This is a genomic window from Centipeda periodontii DSM 2778 (assembly GCF_000213975.1).
GTDB lineage: Bacteria > Bacillota > Negativicutes > Selenomonadales > Selenomonadaceae > Centipeda > Centipeda periodontii.
In genome coordinates this window covers 2,093,288-2,110,538 of record NZ_GL892076.1, presented here as the reverse complement: position 1 = coordinate 2,110,538, position 17,251 = coordinate 2,093,288, and the positions used below count along the sequence as shown (strand labels likewise).

Annotated in this window: 16 protein-coding genes and 1 riboswitch; all 16 genes read left to right on the top strand. The window is 56.8% G+C overall.

What is annotated here, in order from left to right; all coding sequences use genetic code 11:
- Positions 1-3 precede the first annotated feature (3 nt).
- The 16 genes from truB to HMPREF9081_RS09530 all read left to right on the top strand — a co-directional run bounded on the left by truB (position 4) and on the right by HMPREF9081_RS09530 (position 17,241).
- Positions 4-879, top strand: coding sequence for a tRNA pseudouridine(55) synthase TruB (gene truB / locus HMPREF9081_RS09605; RefSeq protein WP_006307069.1), 876 nt, complete (start codon positions 4-6; stop codon positions 877-879).
- A 150-nt stretch (positions 880-1,029) separates the two neighbouring features.
- Entirely contained in the window at positions 1,030-1,881 is an 852-nt protein-coding gene (locus HMPREF9081_RS09600) for an Rpn family recombination-promoting nuclease/putative transposase (RefSeq protein ID WP_006307068.1), read from the top strand.
- Positions 1,882-2,020: 139 nt separating this feature from the next.
- Positions 2,021-4,942, top strand: a complete 2,922-nt coding sequence (locus HMPREF9081_RS09595) for an insulinase family protein (RefSeq protein WP_006307067.1) — start codon at positions 2,021-2,023, stop codon at positions 4,940-4,942.
- Positions 4,943-5,019: 77 nt separating this feature from the next.
- A complete protein-coding gene (gene dapA / locus HMPREF9081_RS09590; RefSeq protein WP_040394998.1) occupies positions 5,020-5,907 on the top strand; it encodes a 4-hydroxy-tetrahydrodipicolinate synthase in 888 nt (295 codons plus the stop codon).
- Between the two features lie 65 nt (positions 5,908-5,972).
- Positions 5,973-6,749 (top strand): basic amino acid ABC transporter substrate-binding protein, encoded by a 777-nt coding sequence (locus HMPREF9081_RS09585; protein WP_040394996.1) that lies wholly within the window; start codon positions 5,973-5,975, stop codon positions 6,747-6,749.
- A 25-nt stretch (positions 6,750-6,774) separates the two neighbouring features.
- Positions 6,775-7,701, top strand: coding sequence for a homocysteine S-methyltransferase (mmuM, locus tag HMPREF9081_RS09580; RefSeq protein WP_006307064.1), 927 nt, complete (start codon positions 6,775-6,777; stop codon positions 7,699-7,701).
- A gap of 21 nt (positions 7,702-7,722) precedes the next feature.
- The gene (gene folE, locus HMPREF9081_RS09575; protein WP_006307055.1) at positions 7,723-8,334 is read left to right on the top strand and encodes a GTP cyclohydrolase I; all 612 of its coding nucleotides are present in this window, start codon (positions 7,723-7,725) and stop codon (positions 8,332-8,334) included.
- On the top strand, positions 8,303-9,151 hold the full coding sequence (gene folP, locus HMPREF9081_RS09570; RefSeq protein WP_006307053.1) for a dihydropteroate synthase: 849 nt from the start codon (positions 8,303-8,305) through the stop codon (positions 9,149-9,151). The genes folE and folP overlap by 32 nt, the downstream gene beginning before the upstream one ends.
- Positions 9,152-9,153: 2 nt before the next feature.
- Positions 9,154-9,528 carry a dihydroneopterin aldolase gene (gene folB / locus HMPREF9081_RS09565; RefSeq protein WP_006307052.1) on the top strand — a complete coding sequence of 125 codons (375 nt, stop codon included), beginning with the start codon at positions 9,154-9,156 and terminating at the stop codon, positions 9,526-9,528.
- Positions 9,522-10,487 carry a 2-amino-4-hydroxy-6-hydroxymethyldihydropteridine diphosphokinase gene (gene folK / locus HMPREF9081_RS09560; RefSeq protein WP_006307051.1) on the top strand — a complete coding sequence of 322 codons (966 nt, stop codon included), beginning with the start codon at positions 9,522-9,524 and terminating at the stop codon, positions 10,485-10,487. Before folB ends, folK begins: the two co-directional genes overlap by 7 nt.
- Position 10,488: 1 nt before the next feature.
- Positions 10,489-11,184, top strand: a complete 696-nt coding sequence (locus tag HMPREF9081_RS09555; RefSeq protein ID WP_006307050.1) for a uracil-DNA glycosylase — start codon at positions 10,489-10,491, stop codon at positions 11,182-11,184.
- Between the two features lie 253 nt (positions 11,185-11,437).
- Positions 11,438-11,617 (top strand): monoheme cytochrome c, encoded by a 180-nt coding sequence (locus HMPREF9081_RS09550; RefSeq protein ID WP_154647315.1) that lies wholly within the window; start codon positions 11,438-11,440, stop codon positions 11,615-11,617.
- Positions 11,618-11,662: 45 nt separating this feature from the next.
- On the top strand, positions 11,663-12,790 hold the full coding sequence (msrB, locus tag HMPREF9081_RS09545; RefSeq protein WP_006307048.1) for a peptide-methionine (R)-S-oxide reductase MsrB: 1,128 nt from the start codon (positions 11,663-11,665) through the stop codon (positions 12,788-12,790).
- A 135-nt stretch (positions 12,791-12,925) separates the two neighbouring features.
- A riboswitch (cobalamin riboswitch) is annotated at positions 12,926-13,142 on the top strand.
- A 167-nt stretch (positions 13,143-13,309) separates the two neighbouring features.
- A complete protein-coding gene (locus HMPREF9081_RS09540) occupies positions 13,310-15,238 on the top strand; it encodes a TonB-dependent receptor plug domain-containing protein (RefSeq protein ID WP_006307047.1) in 1,929 nt (642 codons plus the stop codon).
- Positions 15,228-16,199, top strand: coding sequence for an ABC transporter substrate-binding protein (locus HMPREF9081_RS09535; RefSeq protein WP_006307046.1), 972 nt, complete (start codon positions 15,228-15,230; stop codon positions 16,197-16,199). The genes HMPREF9081_RS09540 and HMPREF9081_RS09535 overlap by 11 nt, the downstream gene beginning before the upstream one ends.
- Before the next feature lie 10 nt (positions 16,200-16,209).
- Positions 16,210-17,241: a radical SAM/SPASM domain-containing protein gene (locus HMPREF9081_RS09530; protein WP_040394990.1), complete on the top strand. Its 1,032-nt coding sequence runs from the start codon at positions 16,210-16,212 to the stop codon at positions 17,239-17,241.
- The last annotated feature ends 10 nt before the right edge of the window (positions 17,242-17,251 follow it).

Below are 17,251 nucleotides of genomic sequence, written 5' to 3'. Positions count from 1 at the left end.
GACATGGACGGATTTATCAACGTATTGAAACCCACGGGGCTTTCGTCGCACGATGTCATTGACATCGTGCGACGTATTTTTAAGCAGAAACGCGTCGGACACGCGGGTACGCTCGACCCTGCTGCGGCGGGCATCCTGCCGATTGCGCTCGGACGCGCCGCGCGTCTTGTGGAGTATATGGAGGGTGCGGACAAATCCTACCGCGCGGAGATCGCATTCGGCTATGCGACAGACACGGGGGATGTGTACGGCGACGTGATCGAGAGCGTGCGGCATCCCGTACTCCCCTCCGTGGAGGAACTGCGCTCCGTGCTTGCGTGCTTCGTTGGAGACATCGAACAGCAGCCGCCCGCCTACTCCGCCATCAAGGTCGGCGGGCAGCGCGCCTATGATCTTGTGCGGCAGGGGGCAGAGGTGGAGATGCCGATGCGCACGGTTACGATTCATCGCTTGGAACTCGTTCATGTGGACGCGGTGCACGCGCGTATTCTCGTCGATGTGGACTGCGCAAAGGGGACCTACATCCGCTCGCTCTGCATGGACATCGGTGCGGCGATGCGGCTGCCCGCGACCATGCGCTTTCTCCTGCGCACGCGTGTCGGCGGCTTCACGCTCGCGGACTCCTACACGATCGAGGAACTGACGGAGGCAGGGGAGGCGGCGCTTCGTGCACCGGATACCGCGCTTGATCTGCCGTGCTATGAACTCGACTCTTCGCGCGTCAAGGCGTTTTACAGTGGTCTTTCGACCTCGGAGCGCCGCATGGAGCTTGCCGATGGCTTCTATCGCGTCTGCTCTGAGGGCATCTTTCTCGGCATCGGGCGCTATGATGCGGCATCGCGGGAGATGTACCCTGCAAAGGCGTTCCCTCCGGTCTGATGCAAAGCCCACGCAGTTGTGTTCGACGCGAAAAGAGAGCAGCGATGTATGGGATTTCTCATGGATCGCTGCTTTTTTGATTTCCGTCATTGCAGGCATTCTTGTCAAAAAACGGCAAATTATTGTATAATATAAACAGGAGGGCGAAAAATGAGAAAGGCAAAGCGTGTTTATAAAGATTCCCTTTTTCGTGATATCTTCAACAATGTAGAGCGGCTGCCGAGCGTTTATGAGGCCCTTCTCGACTGTAAAGCGACTCCTGAGGACATCCGACTCGCGACAATGGAGGAAACGCTGTTCACGGGCGTTCAGAACGATGTTGGCTTCATCGTCGGGAATCAGCATGTGCTGCTGATTGAGCATCAGAGCACCATCAATGCGAATATGCCTCTGCGCCTCTTCATGTATCTCGCTGAAGTCTATCGGCGGCATGTGGATGAGGACGCCATCTATAAGAAGAATTTGCTTCCATTGCCGGCACCGAGGTTCTATGTGTTCTATAACGGCGTAAAGGAAATGCCTGATGCATGGACGTTGCGGCTATCCGACGCCTTTGGGGAACGTCAAGGCGCGATGGAGCTCATCGTCGAAGTGTTGAATATCAATGAGCATCCGAATCGCCCTGTTTTGGAGAAATGTCACGCGCTAAAAAGCTACAGTGTATTCATCGCACGGGTGCGGGAACAGGTCGAAAACGGCAGGACACTGGAAGCTGCGGTCGGTGAGGCGGTGCGGTACTGCATAGCCAATGATTATCTGAAAGAATATTTTCGGCAAAAACACAAAGAGGAGGTTTTTGACATGCTGAATTTTGTTTGGGATCAAGAGCGTGCCTTGGAAGTCCGTGCGGAGGAAGCTCGTGAAGAAGGGATGGAAAAAGGCATGGTATCATCCATCGGCAGGGTGATGAAAAGCCTGAACCTCCCTCTCGAAAGGGCGATGGACGTATTGCAAATCCCGGCGGCGGAGCGCGCCAAATATGCGGCACTCGTCAAAGGGTGAGCGAGGGCGTGGAGATAGAGGACTGTTGGACGAAGAAAAAACTTCGTTTAACAGTCTTTTTTGAACCAATCTCTTTTATTTTGCGAAAACACTGCGCTGTGCTATAATGAAATCCATTGTATGAAGGAGGACAACTCACATGAAGATAGATGACGTGATTCACGGGTTTCGACTGATCCGCTCGGAGGAGATTGCGGAGGCGGACGGGCACGGGCATACCTTCGTCCACGAGAAGACGGGCGCACGGCTCTTCTTTCTCGAAACCGAGGATGATAACAAGGTCTTTTCGATCAGCTTCCGCACGCCGCCCGTGGATGATACGGGGGTGGCGCACATCGTGGAGCACTCCGTGCTCTGCGGCTCGCGCAAGTATCCGCTGAAGGAGCCGTTCGTCGAGCTCGTGAAGGGCTCGCTCAATACCTTTCTCAATGCAATGACGTTTCCGGACAAGACGATGTACCCCGTCGCGAGCCGCAATGACCGCGATTTCCGGAACCTGATGGACGTATACCTCGACGCCGTATTCTATCCTGCGATGCGTGAGAACCCGCAGATACTCATGCAGGAGGGCTGGCACTATGAGATGGATGATGCAGATGCACCTCTGCGTTACAGCGGCGTCGTTTACAATGAGATGAAGGGGGCCCTCTCTGCGCCCGATGATCTGCTTGGCAGCTGCATCATGGCGGCACTCTATCCCGACACGACGTATGGCTATGAGTCGGGCGGCGACCCGGAGGCGATCCCGACGCTTACGCAGGAGATGTTTCTCGATTTTCATGCGCATTACTACCATCCATCGAACAGCTACATCTACCTTTACGGCGACATGGATATCGCGGAGAAACTCGCCTATCTCGACCGTGCGTACCTCTCGCATTTTGAGCGGATCCCTGTTCCATCACGCATTGACCGTCAGCAGGTGTTTGCGGGGCAAGTGGTCAAGGAGCATTTCTATCCGATCGGAGCAGATGAGCCGCTCGAGGAAAATGCGTTTCTCTCGCTGAACTGGGTGATCGGCGACACAACAGATCGAAAGCGCGTGATGGCGCTGCAAATCCTCGATCACGCGCTCCTCCGGATGCAGGGTGCACCGCTGCGTCAGGCGCTCATCGATGCGGGGCTCGGGCGCGATGTGGACTCGAACTACGAGAGCGACGTGCTGCAGCCGTTCTTCAGCATTGTTGTGAGCAAATCTGAAGTTGCACGCGCGGAGGAGTTCGTGCGTATCGTAAAGGAAACACTGACAAAACTTGCAGACGGCGGACTCGACCACATGCTCGTAAAGGCGGCACTCAATACACTTGAGTTCCGTCTGCGTGAGTCGGATTTCGGATCTTCGCCGAAGGGGCTGATCTACGGCATTCGCATGATGATGACGTGGCTCTATGACGGTGCTCCCGCCGACTATTTGCGCTATGAGGATGTGCTTGCGGAGTTGAAAGAGGGATTGGAAAACGGTTACTTCGAGCAGGTGATCCGTGAATCCTTCCTCGAAAATCCGCATGAGGCTCTTGTAACGCTCGCGCCGAGCCGCACGCTCGGGCAGGAGCGCGCGGCGGCGCAGGAGGCGATTCTCGCGGAGAAGAAGGCGGCGATGAGCGCTGATGAGATCGCGAAGGTCATGGACGACTGTGCGGCGCTGAAGGCGGCGCAAGAGGCGCCGGACACGGAGGAGGCACTTGCGTCCATTCCGATTCTTGCACGCTCCGATATTCGCAAAGAGGCAGAGCATCTGCCGCTCGAGATTCGCGATCTTGAAGGTACGCAGATCCTTTATTCCGACATCGAGACGAACGGCATTGTCTATCTGAATTTCTACTTTCCGATGGCGGCGGTTGCGCAGGAGGACCTGCAATATGCATATCTCCTCGCGGAGATGTTCGGTGCGGTCGATACCGCGCGGCACACCTACGCGGAACTCGCGATGCTCCGCAGTCTCTATACGGGTGGTTTCGGTGCGGATATTGTCGCCTATACGCGTGCGGGCGAGCCGGATTCGCTCGCACCGCGCTTCAAGCTGCGCGCGAAGGTGCTGCGTGAGAATCTGCCGCGCCTCTTTGACCTCCTCGCCGAGATCATGACGGAGAGTGACTTCACGGGTGCAAAGCGTGTACGTGAGCTGATCGACGAGGAAAAGACGGGCATGGAGCTTTCGCTGCAGCGTGCGGCAAATCAGGTCGTCGCCGCGCGGATTGCCGCCGATCTGACACCCTCGGGGCGCTATGCCGAGGTCGGCGGACTGCCGTTTCACGACTTCCTGCGCGCATTCAAGGACGATTTTGATGCACGTCACACGGAGATGCAGGCGACATTTGAACGCATCCTGCCGCAGATCTTCAATCAAAATGATCTTATGGTCAGCGTCACGGCACCGGCGGCTGACTACGCGGAGATTGCGGCGCAGCTTTCGGTGTTCCGGCAGAAGCTCTCATCCAAGCTCTTCCCCGCGGCGCCGTATACGTGGGAGATTGCGCCGAAAAACGAGGGGCTGATGACGCAGAGCCGTGTGCAGTATGTGGCAAAGGGCGCGAACTTCATCAAGCTGGGCTACGAATATACGGGCGTTCTGCGCGTGCTGGAAACGCTGCTTCGTTACGATTATTTCTGGACACGTATTCGCGTGCAGGGCGGCGCGTATGGGGCGATGACGCAGTTCAACCGCAACGGCTTCATGATCTTCTCCTCCTACCGTGATCCGAATCTTGCGGAGACGTTTACGGTGTTCGATGAGACGGCAGACTATGTGCGCGCGTTCGACGTGTCCGACCGCGAGATGGACAAGTTCATCATCGGCACGATGAGCAGCGTGGACACGCCGTTCACGCCGCAGATGAAGGGCGATATCGCGGCGACGTTTCACCTGCGCAATATTACGTGGGAGGATCGTCAGCGTGCGCGCGAGGAGATCCTGACGGCGCAGCAGGAGGATGTGCGTGCACTTGCACCGATGATTGAGGCAGCGATGCGCGAAAATGTGTGCTGCGTTCTCGGCGGTGAGGAGAAGGTTCACGCGAATGCGGCGCTCTTCGATGAGATTCGTCCTGCGCTGCGGACGTGAATATTCTATAAAATTTTTGACTTTTCACGTCGCGCGTGGGATAATATGAACAGAGAATTTTGAAGGGGGAGCTTGCCATGAAAAAGACAGTTTTCCGTGGTGCGGGCGTTGCCATCATTACGCCGTTTACAGAGACAGGTGTGAACTATCCCGAACTCGGACGTATCATCGACGATCAGATTGCGGGCGGAACGGATGCGATCATCATCACGGGAACGACGGGAGAGTCCGCGACGATGACCGATGCAGAGCATCGCGAGGCGATTCGGTTTGCGGTGGAGAAGGTGGCGGGGCGCATTCCCGTCGTGGCGGGTACGGGCTCGAATGAGACCTCCTATGCGATCGAGCTTTCGAAGTACGCGGAGCAGGTCGGTGCGGACGCACTGCTTCTCGTGACGCCGTACTACAACAAATGCACGCAGAACGGGCTGATCGCGCACTATACAGCGATCGCGGACAGCGTGAATATCCCCGCGATCCTCTATACGGTGCCCTCGCGCACGGGTGTGAGCATCAAGACGGAAACCTACGTCGCGCTTGCAAGGCATCCGCGCATCGTCGCCGTGAAGGAGGCGAGCGGGGATCTCTCGGCAATCCTGCGTCTGCGCGCGGCGGTTGGCGATGAGCTCGCGGTCTACTCCGGCAACGACGATCAGATTGTGCCCATCCTCTCGCTCGGCGGCGCAGGCGTCATCTCCGTGCTTTCGAATGTTGCGCCAAAGGTGACGCACGACATCTGTCAGAACTATTTCGACGGGAACGTTGCGGAGGCGGCACGCCTCCAGATTGCGTACGCCGATCTTATTGACGCGCTCTTCTGCGAGGTCAACCCCATCCCTGTCAAGACGGCGATGCGCCGCCTCGGCTATGAGACGGGTCCGCTGCGCATGCCGCTCTCGGAGATGGAGCCTGCGCATGCGGCACAGCTCGACGCGGCTCTGCGCACACACGGACTCTTGAAATAAAACATTTGACACAGCCCCTCATTTCATGTAGTATAGTAAAACATATGAAATGGGGGTTGTTTAGTATGGATTTGAAAAAATATGTTGCGGGCATTGTGCTCGCCGGGATTACGGCGTTCGGACTTGCGGGCTGCGGAGGCTCCGATACGGCGGCGACGAATGTATGGCGGGTCGGGACGGATGCGAGCTATGCACCGTTCGGATTTCAGGATGAGAAGTCGCATGAGTACGTCGGCTTCGACATTGACATCATCCGTGCGATTGGCGAGGCACAGGGGCGTGAGGTTACGATCAAAAACCTCAACTTTGACGGGCTGATCCCCGCGCTGCAGACGGGCGATCTCGACATCGCCATCTCGGACATGACGATCAACGAAGAACGGGCAAGGACGGTGGATTTCACAGATTCCTACTACAAGGCAGGTCTAAGCATGGTCGTCCGCGCGGATGAGACGCGCATTAACAGCTTTGATGATCTGAAGGGACTGCGTGTCGGCGTGACGATCGGCTCGACGGGCGCAGAGGTTGCACGCGGCATTCCGAATGCCGATCTGCACGAGTTCAGCACGATCTCGGATGCCTTCCTCGATCTCTATAACGGCGGCGTTGATGTCGTTGTGAATGATACGCCCGTCGATGAGTACTATGTTGAGAACAAGGGCAAGGGAATTGCAAAGGTTGTGCCTGCGCAGATCAATCAGGAGGATCTCGGCATCGCAGTCAAGAAGGGAAACGCAGAGTTGTTGGGGCAGTTGAATGCAGGGCTGCGTAAGATCAAGGAGAATGGAAAGTATGACGAAATCTACCGTAAGTGGTTCGGCAAGGAACCACCGAAAGAATAACAACGGATGAAGAAGGAGGGGACGGATGAATGTGATCGAGGAGCGCCTTGCGGTGCAGGATGTGATTGTATTGGATGGTGCGTTTGCAACGGAGATTGAGGCGCGCGGATTTTCCGTGAACGATGCACTCTGGTCGGCGAAGGCGCTCTTTGAGCGTCCCGATCTTGTGCGTGAGGTTCACCTGGACTACCTGCGCGCAGGAGCGGATGTCGTGACGAGCGCGAGTTATCAGGCGACGGTGGAGGGCTTTATGAAGCGCGGCTTCTCTAAAGAGGAGGCTGCTGCACTCATACAGAAGTCCATTCAGTTGGCGCAGGAGGCGTGTGATCTGTATCTTGCAGAGCGCGAGGAAAACGGGCGGGTGCCGTTCGTGGCGGCATCGGTTGGACCATACGGAGCATATCTTGCTGACGGCTCTGAGTATCGCGGCGACTATGGTATCGACGAGGATGCACTTGTCGCATTCCATGCGGAGCGACTTGCACTGCTTGCGTCGGCACAGCCCGATCTGCTCGCCTGCGAGACTCTGCCATGTTTGGTGGAGGCGCGCGCGATCGTGCGCGTATTGCGCGAAAAGAAGATACGGATTCCAGCATGGTTCTCGTTCTCCTGCCGCGATGCTGCGCACATCAGTGACGGCATGGAGATTGCGGTATGTGCGCGGTGGCTGGACACTGTGCCGGAGGCTGCGGCGATCGGGCTGAACTGTACGGCACCGCAGTACGTAGAATCGTTGATTGGCGAGATCCGAAGGGAAACGACAAAGCCCATCGTCGTTTATCCGAACTCCGGTGAGACGTATGATGCCTCAGATAAATCATGGCATGGTGCGGCAGAGGATTTCGGTACGATAGCCCGCCGCTGGCGCACGGCAGGAGCGCGCCTCATCGGCGGCTGCTGCAGGACGACGCCGCGCGAGATCGCAGACATAGCTGCATGGGCAAAGAATTGAACAAGGTGAGGTGACGGAGCGATGGAGGAAGCATGCACGACGGTCGACCTCGCGCGTGCAGAGCGCGCCATGCGCGAATTTCTCACGGCGGTCGGGGTTAATCTCGCTGCACGGGGGATGGAGGAAACACCCACGCGCGTGGCACAGCTCTATGGGGAACTGTTTGCGGGGCTCCGTGCGGATACAAGCAAGCTCTGGGCAGATGTGCTGACGGAGAAGACGGATGGTCTGATTGCCGTGCGTGCGATTCCCGTTTATTCCATCTGCGAACATCATTTGCTTCCGTTCTTCGGGACGGTACATATTGTCTATCGCCCGCACGCAGGACGCGTGGCGGGTTTTGGCGTTTTCACGCGGCTGGTCGAATGTATGGCGCGCCGCCCGCAGCTGCAGGAGCGACTGACGGCAGACATTGCCTCTGAAATCGAGCAGGGGCTTGGCGCGGAGGGCGTGCTTGTCGTTCTTGACGCACAGCAGCTCTGTATGACGATGCGCGGCGCACGCGCGCATGGAACGCGGACAACGACCTCGGCGTGTAGGGGAATCTTTCGCGAAGATAAGGCAATGGAACTGCAGGCATGGAAAATGTTAGGTGAATGGGATGACGGCAGAGAGAACATATCGCTTTCGTGACGGGAAAAAGCTGACGCTCGGCGGGCGAACGCTCGTCATGGGCATTCTGAATGTGACGCCCGATTCGTTTTCGGACGGCGGCAGGTGGAACACGCGCGATAGCGCGCTGCGCCATATGGAGGAGATGGTGCGGGACGGTGCGGACATCATCGATATCGGTGCGGAGTCGAGCCGTCCCGGATTCGTTCCAATGAGCGCGGCGGAGGAGATCGAGCGGCTGCTGCCGTTTCTTGAAACGATTCTGGCAGAATGTCCCGTGCCCGTTTCTGTGGACACGTTTAAGGCAGAGACGGCACGCGCGGCGCTTGACGCAGGCACGCACATGCTGAATGATATCTGGGGACTGCAATATGCGGAGGAGCCGGGTGCGATGGCGCGTGTCGCGGCGGAGGCGGATGTGCCCGTTGTCGTGATGCACAATCAGAACGGGACGGCATACAGCGGGGACATCATCGGCGCAATGCGCACGTTCTTTGCATGCGCGTTTGCGCGCGCGGATGCGGCGGGGCTTGCACGCGAAAATCTCATCCTTGACCCCGGCATTGGTTTCGGTAAGACGGCGGAGCAGAATATGCATGTTCTGCGGCGCATGGACGAACTTATCTCATACGATGGCACGGACTATCCCGTGCTCCTCGGGGCGAGCCGCAAGAGTTTTATCGGGGCGGCACTCGATCTGCCCGTAGAGGAACGCATGGAGGCGACGGGGGCGGCGTGCGTCATGGGGATTGAGCGCGGCGCATCGATTGTGCGCGTGCATGATGTGAAGCCGATTGTGCGTATGTGTCGCATGACGGATGCGATTCTGGGAGCATAAGTATGGATCGGATTTTTCTGTGCGGGATGCGCTTTATGGCTTGTCACGGTGTCCTACCACACGAGCGGGAGATTCCGCAGCCGTTCGAGGCGGATGTGGAGCTCGGGCTTGATCTGCGTGCGGCGGGGGAGAGCGATAACATCGAGGATACGGTGAACTATGCTAAGGTCTATGATATTGTATCCACAGATCTGACCGTCACATCGAAGAAGCTGATCGAAGCTCTTGCAGAGGAGATTGCAGAGGATCTGCTGAACGCCTTCGCACGGGTTCGTTGGGTGCGCGTTACCCTGCATAAGCCTGCCGCGCCGATTGACGGCATATTCTCGGATGTTGGCGTGACGATCCTGCGCCGCAGGAAAGACCTCGTATGCTGACGGCATATATCGGACTTGGGGCAAATCTCGGGGCGCGTGGAGAGACGATGCGTGCGGCACTGCGACAGTTATCAGAAACGCGCAGCGTGCGTGTGGAGCAGGTGTCGCACTTCTATGAAACGCCGCCGTGGGGCAAGACCGATCAGCCTGCGTTTCTGAATGCAGCAGCGCGTATCTCGTTTGATGGTGCTCCCTATGACTTGCTGCGAGATCTCAAACGGATTGAACACGCGCTTGGGCGTGTACGCCATGAACACTGGGGACCACGGACGATAGACCTCGATATTCTGTATGTTGAGGATGTGACACTGTCGGATAAGGCGTTGACTCTGCCGCATCCCTATCTCACGGAGCGTGCCTTTGTGCTCGTGCCGCTCGCTGAGATTGCGTCCGCTCTGATGGTGAACGGAAAGCGTATTGATGAATGGCTCTCTGAAATTGACGCGGCGGGCATTGTGCATGCGCCCGAACTCTCTGCTCCATACCCGCTCGAACTCATCGCCGCCTGTGATGAGGCGGGCGGCATCGGGCGTGATGGTCAGCTGCTTGCATATGTGCCGGAGGATCTGGCGCATTTTCGCCGGACGACGATGGGCGGGATCGTTGTCATGGGGCGGCGAACGATGGAGAGCCTACCCGCGCGCCGACCACTCGCGGGACGTGAGAATGTTGTCCTTTCGCGGACAGTGGAGCGCGCCGAGGGCTTTCATATCGTGCATGATCTTGCGGCGCTGTGGGCGCTGCTCGGTGCGATGACGCAGGATGCGCCGCGTCCGATCTTCACCATCGGCGGCGCGGCGTGTTACCGCCTCCTCCTGCCCTATGTGCGGCGTGCCCATGTGACACGTCTCACGGGCACGTATGGAGCGGATGTATTCTTGCCGCCGCTGGAAGGCTTTGCGTTGACAAACAGTCGGCGCGGAGAAAACGGTATGTTTGAGATTTACGAGAGAGTTTAGCATGGCAAAGGAAATCTTTCACAACGATTGGCAGGAGCTCCTTGCGGATGAGATGGCACAGCCCTACTATCGCGAGCTGCGCGCGTTTCTCATCGAGGAGTATCGTACGAAGCGCATCTATCCGGATATGTTTGCGATCTTCAACGCGCTCCACTATACGAGCTTTGCGGATACGAAGGTCGTGATCCTCGGGCAGGATCCGTATCATGGCGACGGGCAGGCGCACGGGCTCTCGTTCTCCGTGCAGGTCGGCATCGATCCGCCGCCGTCGCTGCTCAACATCTACAAGGAGCTGCAGGATGATCTTGGGATCACACCGCCCACACATGGCTGTCTCATCCCGTGGGCAAGGCAAGGCGTGCTCCTTCTCAACACCGTACTCACCGTGCGTGCTCATGCGGCGGCATCTCATCAGGGGCATGGATGGGAGCGCTTCACCGATCACATTATCCGGCTGCTCGGTGCGCGCGAGCGTCCGCTTGCCTTTATCCTCTGGGGCAGCCCTGCACGGAAGAAGCGCAGCCTCATCACGAATCCGCGCCACCTCATCGTCGAGTCGCCGCACCCGAGTCCGCTTTCGGCGCATCGGGGCTTCTTCGGCAGCCGCCCCTTTTCGCGTGTCAATTCTTTTCTCACAACAGCAGGTGAGACGCCAATCGAGTGGCAGCTGCCGCCGGCGGAGGAGATCACGAAATAGAATTTAGGGATACGTTCATTCTGTTTCGCTAATATTATGATATAATAGGAATCGCTGATAAAATGAAGTCCGTCAGATTGGCGTAGATTTTTCTGTCCGATTGAGGAGGCAAACCGGACGCATAGCCAAAGCTATGTGGAGGATTTGCAGGCATTGAGCGGGCAAAAAAGATACGCTAAGATGATGGTGCTGAATTTATCAGTGCTTCCTGAATGTTATCATGACCCCGAATTTGGAGAGAGGGGTGGCACAAATGTGCAATTTGAGCGAAGGTGTGTATAGGGATGGCGTGGAATACGGGCTCGAGCAGGGGCGCATGGAAACGGTGCTTGCCCTTCTGCGGGAGAAAATGCCGCTCGATCTGATCGCGCGTGTTACCAAACTCTCTGCGGAGAAAATACAGGACATCGGAAGACTGAACGGTATTTTGTAAAAGTATGCGTTACTCCATCACAAAACAGCAGAAAGGAGAAACCTCATGAAAATATTATCTCTGCGAAACATTTGCACACTTGGTCTGCTGGTCTGCCTCGGCGGATGCGGCACGCCTGCCGCGACATCGGGGGAGATGCCGCATGAAATCGTACAGAAAAATATGCCGCTGGATGGGCAGAAGGAAATCTACCTTGCGGGCGGCTGTTTCTGGGGGACGGAGCTCTATTTGGGACTTGTGCACGGTGTGATCTCCGTGGAGAGTGGTTATGCGAACGGCTCGACTTCACATCCCTCCTATCGTGAGGTGTGCAGCGGAAGCGGTCACGCGGAGACGGTGCACGTCGTCTATGATCCGCAGATTGTTTCTCTCGACGAGATACTGACGGATTTTTACGATTCCATCGACCCGACAGCGAAGGATCGGCAGGGCAATGATATCGGGCGGCAGTATCGTTCCGGCATCTACTACGTGCCGAATGAGGACGGCAGTGAGAGTACCGACGCAAGCGTGATTCGTGCCTCACTCGCTGCACTGCAGCAGCGCATTGGAAAAAAGGTCGCCATTGAGGTGGAACCGATTGTGAACTTCTACCGCGCGGAGGAGGATCATCAGGAGTATCTCGAGAAGAATCCGAACGGCTACTGCCATATTTCGCCCGCACTCATCGCCAAGATGCGCGAGAAGCGTGCGGCGGCAGAGCGTGCGGAGGCGGCGAAGCCTACACGTACGTATGAAAAGCCATCGGATGCCGAACTCAAGGAACGTCTGACGGATCTGCAGTATGCCGTCACGCAGGAGAAGGCGACCGAGCGACCGTTCTTCAACGAGTACGACCATGAATTCCGCGAGGGCATCTACTGCGATATCACGACAGGTGAGCCGCTCTTCATCTCGACGGATAAATACGATTCGGGCTGCGGCTGGCCGGCGTTCTCGCGTCCGATTGACAGTACACTGATCGCGGAGCATGAGGATCGCTCGCACGGCATGGTGCGCACGGAGGTCACGGCGACGACCAGCGGCGCGCATTTGGGGCACGTCTTCAACGACGGTCCTGCCGCGACAGGTGGTCTGCGCTACTGCATCAACAGTGCCTCCCTGCGTTTTATCCCGAAGGAGGATATGGAGCGGGAGGGGTATGGCGACTATCTCTATCTGCTGGAAAAATAGATTTGAAAAGTTCTCATGTGTTGAGAGAATTTATGAAATATTTCTTTTGCGTATTGACAAGCACTTCATCCAATGTTATCTTTATCGAGGTGTTTTAGGAAGCATTGATCAGTTCAGCACTTCCATTATGAAAACTTTATAGCCATTGGATCAGGTGTTACAACACTTAATAGAAAATCCGGTAAAGGGAGTAATGTCCACAAAGCCGGAGCGGTCCCGCCACTGTATCAGTGAGCAAACCTGCAAGAAAATACGAATGGTGTTTTCGATCATGTCACTGGGGGTATCCCTGGGAAGGCGCAGGTGAGCAACGAACTGAAGCCAGGAGAACTGCCTGATTGACAATCGCCGTTTGACCTGCGAGTGATGGGGATGGGGATTTAGATCCTTTAATTGTGTGTAAGTGCGCCCTTTTCTGCTGTTGCAGGAAAGGGCTTTTTACTTGCCTTTATGCCTTAAAGTTTTCCGAAATATGAACACAACGCATGGAAAGTGCTGAAAGAAAGGTGACAAAGGATTATGACGAGAGAAAAGAAGTGGACACTGGCGGTACTTGCGGCATTTGCCGGAGTGAGCTTTGCGGGGACAGGATATGCTGCGGAACAGACAACGGCAGAACAGGCAGAGGCGCATGCCCTGACCGATACCGTGGTAACGGCGCAGCGCCGTGAGAAGCGCGATCTCGATACGCCCGCGACGACGACGGTCATCACGGCAAAGGAGATCGAGAAGGCAGGCTACCGCAACGTATTCGAGGCAATCGATCAGCAGATCGGCTCGACGAGCACGTCGTATGGTGAGGCGGGACAGGACTTTGGTTTTGCGGCCGGGCGTATCACCTTGCGCGGCTACGATCGCGGCACGCTCGTCATGGTCAACGGCGTACCAATGAATCTCAAGAACTATCCGAGCACGGAGAATATTCCGGCGTCCATGGTCGAGCGCATCGAGATCGTCAAGGGAGCGGCATCAACCCTTTACGGAGCTGAGGCGATGGGCGGCGTTGTCAACATCATTCTGAAGAAACCGGCGGAGGGAGAATCTGAATTCAAGCTCAGCCAGACGGTTGGAAATTATTTCAAAAAGAGCGAGGCAACCTATGCAGGGGAGCGTATCATCGTCGATGTGAGCCGCGAGTGGTTGAAGGATTTGCCGCACTCCAACGGATTTGGCATGGATAAGATCTCTTGGGTGGACTGGTGGGTTGGCAAAGGGAAAAGAAGCCGCGTGGGCATTATCGCCCAGCTAACCGATGAGGTCTCTCTCAACTATAACTATATGGAGGGAGACATTACGCGCGGTGGGACTCAATACCGCAAAACGGGGAATAGACTTGTCCCGACGGGAACGAGATATAACTACCGCTATAATGACCTTCGCCATACGGCGAGTCTCGTCTATCAGGGCAAGGACAACGGCATTCATGCTGTTCTCGGCTATAATTATCGCAAGGTCAATGGATTTGACTATCTTGCGAATAAGAAGAATGACAGTAATGCCACGATGGACGGTCAAATCCTCGATGTACAGAAAAACTGGAAGCTCGGGATGGACTCGATGGTGGTCGGATACTCCTATAAGCGGGAGGCAATCGACACCCCGGCACGGCATCGCAGCGCGTCCCGTACAGCGAACTCTCTCTATGCGTCTTACAGCAAGCAGTTTACGCCGAAATTCAACGTTACACTTGGTCTGCGCGGTGAGTTCATCAATGACCCGGAGGAGGATCAGCGTGTCTTTGTGCCGCAGTTCCAGACAGAATATAAATTTGACCGCAATACGGCATGGTATATCAATGTCGGTAAGGCGTTCCAGATGCCGACCATCGATGACAGCTTCCGCTATACCAATTTCAATCCGAACGGGCTAAAGCCCGAGAGTGGTTGGACATATGAGACGGGAGTCAAGATTCGCCGCGGAAATGACACATGGAAAGCCGCTGTCTACCATATGGATATGAAGAACAAGATTGGTTGGAGACTCGACGTGCCGACACAGCAACACTACGCGGTCAATACGGGGCAATTCCGTAACACGGGAGTTGAACTCGAATATGCGAAGCGTTTCAATGATGCATGGAGTTTGACGCTCGGCGGTTCCGTATCCAATCCGGAGGTACAGAATCCGGCGGGAACGAACAAGGCGTGGGTGCAGGATGCAGCACGGCTTGAGGGCCTTATTCGCCTGGATTATCAGATGGCAAAGTGGCAGGGCAATCTCAACCTGAAATATCTCGGTGACCGTGAATATACTGCACAGCGATATGGCGCCCCGCAGGATGTACCCGACAAGATCCAGCTCAATATGAATGTGATCTATACGGCGGGCAAGGATGATGTCGTGTCGCTCGGCCTCTACAATCTGCTGAACCGTGAGAACTACTCCAATCGCTACGGCAATATCGATCTCGGGCGCAACTTCCGCCTGACCTATACGCATGCGTTCTAAGATGATACAGCTCTGCGCACTCTCCTTCCTCCTCATCACAGCCGCCATCATCGGCGGTTGTGGTGTGGAGGAAAAGGAGAATGCGACAGAGCCATCTGTGTTTTATCGCGGCACGGATGGCATGGGCGTCGAGGTCGTGCTGCGCGAGAAGCCGCAGCGCATTGTGTCACTCGGTCTTGCGACCGATGAGATCCTGCTCGCGATTGCGCCGCCGGAGCAGATCGCGGCACTCACATCGTACGCGGATGATCCGGGACTCTCATCCATGACAGAGCAGGCGAAGGCGGTTTCCGTCAAACTCAAGGACAAGAGCCCTGAGCGTGTGCTTGCACTCAACCCCGATCTCGTCTTTACAACGGACGGCGTGCCAAAGGAACTCGTGGAGAGTCTGCGCGACCTCGGACTGACGGTTTATGCCTCGCGTACCCCGAAGCGCATCGAGGGCATCTTTACGCGCATCGAGGAGATCGGCAGGCTGATCGGGCAGGAGGAGAATGCCGCAGCGCTCATCGCTGAAAAGCGTGCACGCCTTGCCGATGTAGAGCGTCGTGTCGGAGATATCCCCGAGGAGGAGCGTCCGATTATCGTGGCGTTTGCATTCAGCGGCGTGTTCGGACAAAAGGACGGTCTCTTTGACGATATGTGTCGTCATGCATCCCTGCGCAACGGTGCCGCCATGGTAGGGCTAACGGCAGACACACCCGTTTCCATGGAGCAGATCGTTGCGCTTGATCCCGATGTGTTCCTCCTGCCCACATGGAGCGCAGAGGGCGAAAAGACCGAGGATTTTCGCCAAAAGCTTCGGAGTGATCCCCTGTTTATGCACGTCAAGGCGGTGCGGGAGAATCATCTTTACACCGTACCCGATACCTATCGTTACAGTGCGGGACAGAACGCAATCGAGTGCGTTCATGAGCTGGCGCGCGTGGTGTATCCCGAGCGCTTTGCCGATGAGAAGTGAGAAAACGAGAATGACTCCGCTGCGGATGATGGTACTGAGCCTCACCGGGAACTGCAACCTTGCGTGTCGCTACTGCTACGCCTCGGAGCAGGATCGGAACACGATGACATGGGAGACGGCGCGGCGTGCGATCGATCTTGCGGCGGCGAGTGGTGCTCCCTTTATCCTCCAGTTCTCGGGCGGGGAGCCGCTGCTCGCCCTGCCGCTCCTGCATCAGATCGTGGACTACATACGCACGAATCGTATACGGGCACGCATGGATCTGCAGACCAACGGAACATTGCTGACGGAGGAGACGGCTGCTTTCCTGCGGTGTGCGCGCATCGGCATCGGCGTCAGCCTTGACGGCAGACCTGCCGAACACGATGCGCACCGCTGTTATCCGGACGGGCGCGGCTCATCAATGGATGTGATTGCAGGGATTCAGCGCCTTGGTCGGCGTGGCATTGCGATCGGTCTGACATGCGTTGTCACAGCGGAGAATGTTGCGGAGCTCTCCGGCGTTATCGAGATGGCGTACTATCTCGGCAATGTGCGCCGCATCGGCTTTGATCTCCTGCGATCGCAGGGGCGGGGCTCTGCCGTCCGTCCCGCGCGGGAGGAGGATATGGCGCGGGCGATGGAGCAGGTCTTTGCACTTTGCAGGAAATTTGAGAAGCTGACCGGACGCCATATTTCCATTGCGCAGGAGGAGCAGGCGGCGTGCCTCCTACAGCGCACGAGCGATGGCTTTTCCCACTGCCACGCGATGAGCGGGGCGGGCGTGCACATCGATGCTGCGGGACGTATCTACGCTTGCGCTTCCTTTGTGGGGGATGCGCGCTTCCTGCTCGGCGATGTGGAGCACGGCATCGACGTTCGGCGGCAGGAGACGGTGGCGCATGAGATGCAGCGCGCCATGGCGTTTTGCAGGGCGTGTGCGGACTTTGCAGGATGCGGCGGCGCGTGCTATGCACGCAGGGCAGGGCAGGGACACCCTGCAACATCCAATGCCGAATGTGCACTGAAGCGATCTGCGATAAAGATAGCAGTGGAGAAATGACATTGGGGGC

Excerpts from the sequence above, each read along its gene's own strand:
- HMPREF9081_RS09555 (WP_006307050.1), top strand. The coding sequence starts at position 10,489 with ATGGCAAAGGAAATCTTTCACAACGATTGGCAGGAGCTCCTTGCGGAT.
- folP (WP_006307053.1), top strand. The coding sequence starts at position 8,303 with ATGACGGCAGAGAGAACATATCGCTTTCGTGACGGGAAAAAGCTGACG.
- HMPREF9081_RS09600 (WP_006307068.1), top strand. The coding sequence starts at position 1,030 with ATGAGAAAGGCAAAGCGTGTTTATAAAGATTCCCTTTTTCGTGATATC.
- HMPREF9081_RS09540 (WP_006307047.1), top strand. The coding sequence starts at position 13,310 with ATGACGAGAGAAAAGAAGTGGACACTGGCGGTACTTGCGGCATTTGCC.
- HMPREF9081_RS09535 (WP_006307046.1), top strand. The coding sequence starts at position 15,228 with ATGCGTTCTAAGATGATACAGCTCTGCGCACTCTCCTTCCTCCTCATC.
- HMPREF9081_RS09550 (WP_154647315.1), top strand. The coding sequence starts at position 11,438 with ATGTGCAATTTGAGCGAAGGTGTGTATAGGGATGGCGTGGAATACGGG.
- folK (WP_006307051.1), top strand. The coding sequence starts at position 9,522 with ATGCTGACGGCATATATCGGACTTGGGGCAAATCTCGGGGCGCGTGGA.
- mmuM (WP_006307064.1), top strand. The coding sequence starts at position 6,775 with ATGAATGTGATCGAGGAGCGCCTTGCGGTGCAGGATGTGATTGTATTG.
- folB (WP_006307052.1), top strand. The coding sequence starts at position 9,154 with ATGGATCGGATTTTTCTGTGCGGGATGCGCTTTATGGCTTGTCACGGT.
- HMPREF9081_RS09530 (WP_040394990.1), top strand. The coding sequence starts at position 16,210 with ATGACTCCGCTGCGGATGATGGTACTGAGCCTCACCGGGAACTGCAAC.
- msrB (WP_006307048.1), top strand. The coding sequence starts at position 11,663 with ATGAAAATATTATCTCTGCGAAACATTTGCACACTTGGTCTGCTGGTC.
- folE (WP_006307055.1), top strand. The coding sequence starts at position 7,723 with ATGGAGGAAGCATGCACGACGGTCGACCTCGCGCGTGCAGAGCGCGCC.
- truB (WP_006307069.1), top strand. The coding sequence starts at position 4 with ATGGACGGATTTATCAACGTATTGAAACCCACGGGGCTTTCGTCGCAC.
- HMPREF9081_RS09595 (WP_006307067.1), top strand. The coding sequence starts at position 2,021 with ATGAAGATAGATGACGTGATTCACGGGTTTCGACTGATCCGCTCGGAG.
- HMPREF9081_RS09585 (WP_040394996.1), top strand. The coding sequence starts at position 5,973 with ATGGATTTGAAAAAATATGTTGCGGGCATTGTGCTCGCCGGGATTACG.
- dapA (WP_040394998.1), top strand. The coding sequence starts at position 5,020 with ATGAAAAAGACAGTTTTCCGTGGTGCGGGCGTTGCCATCATTACGCCG.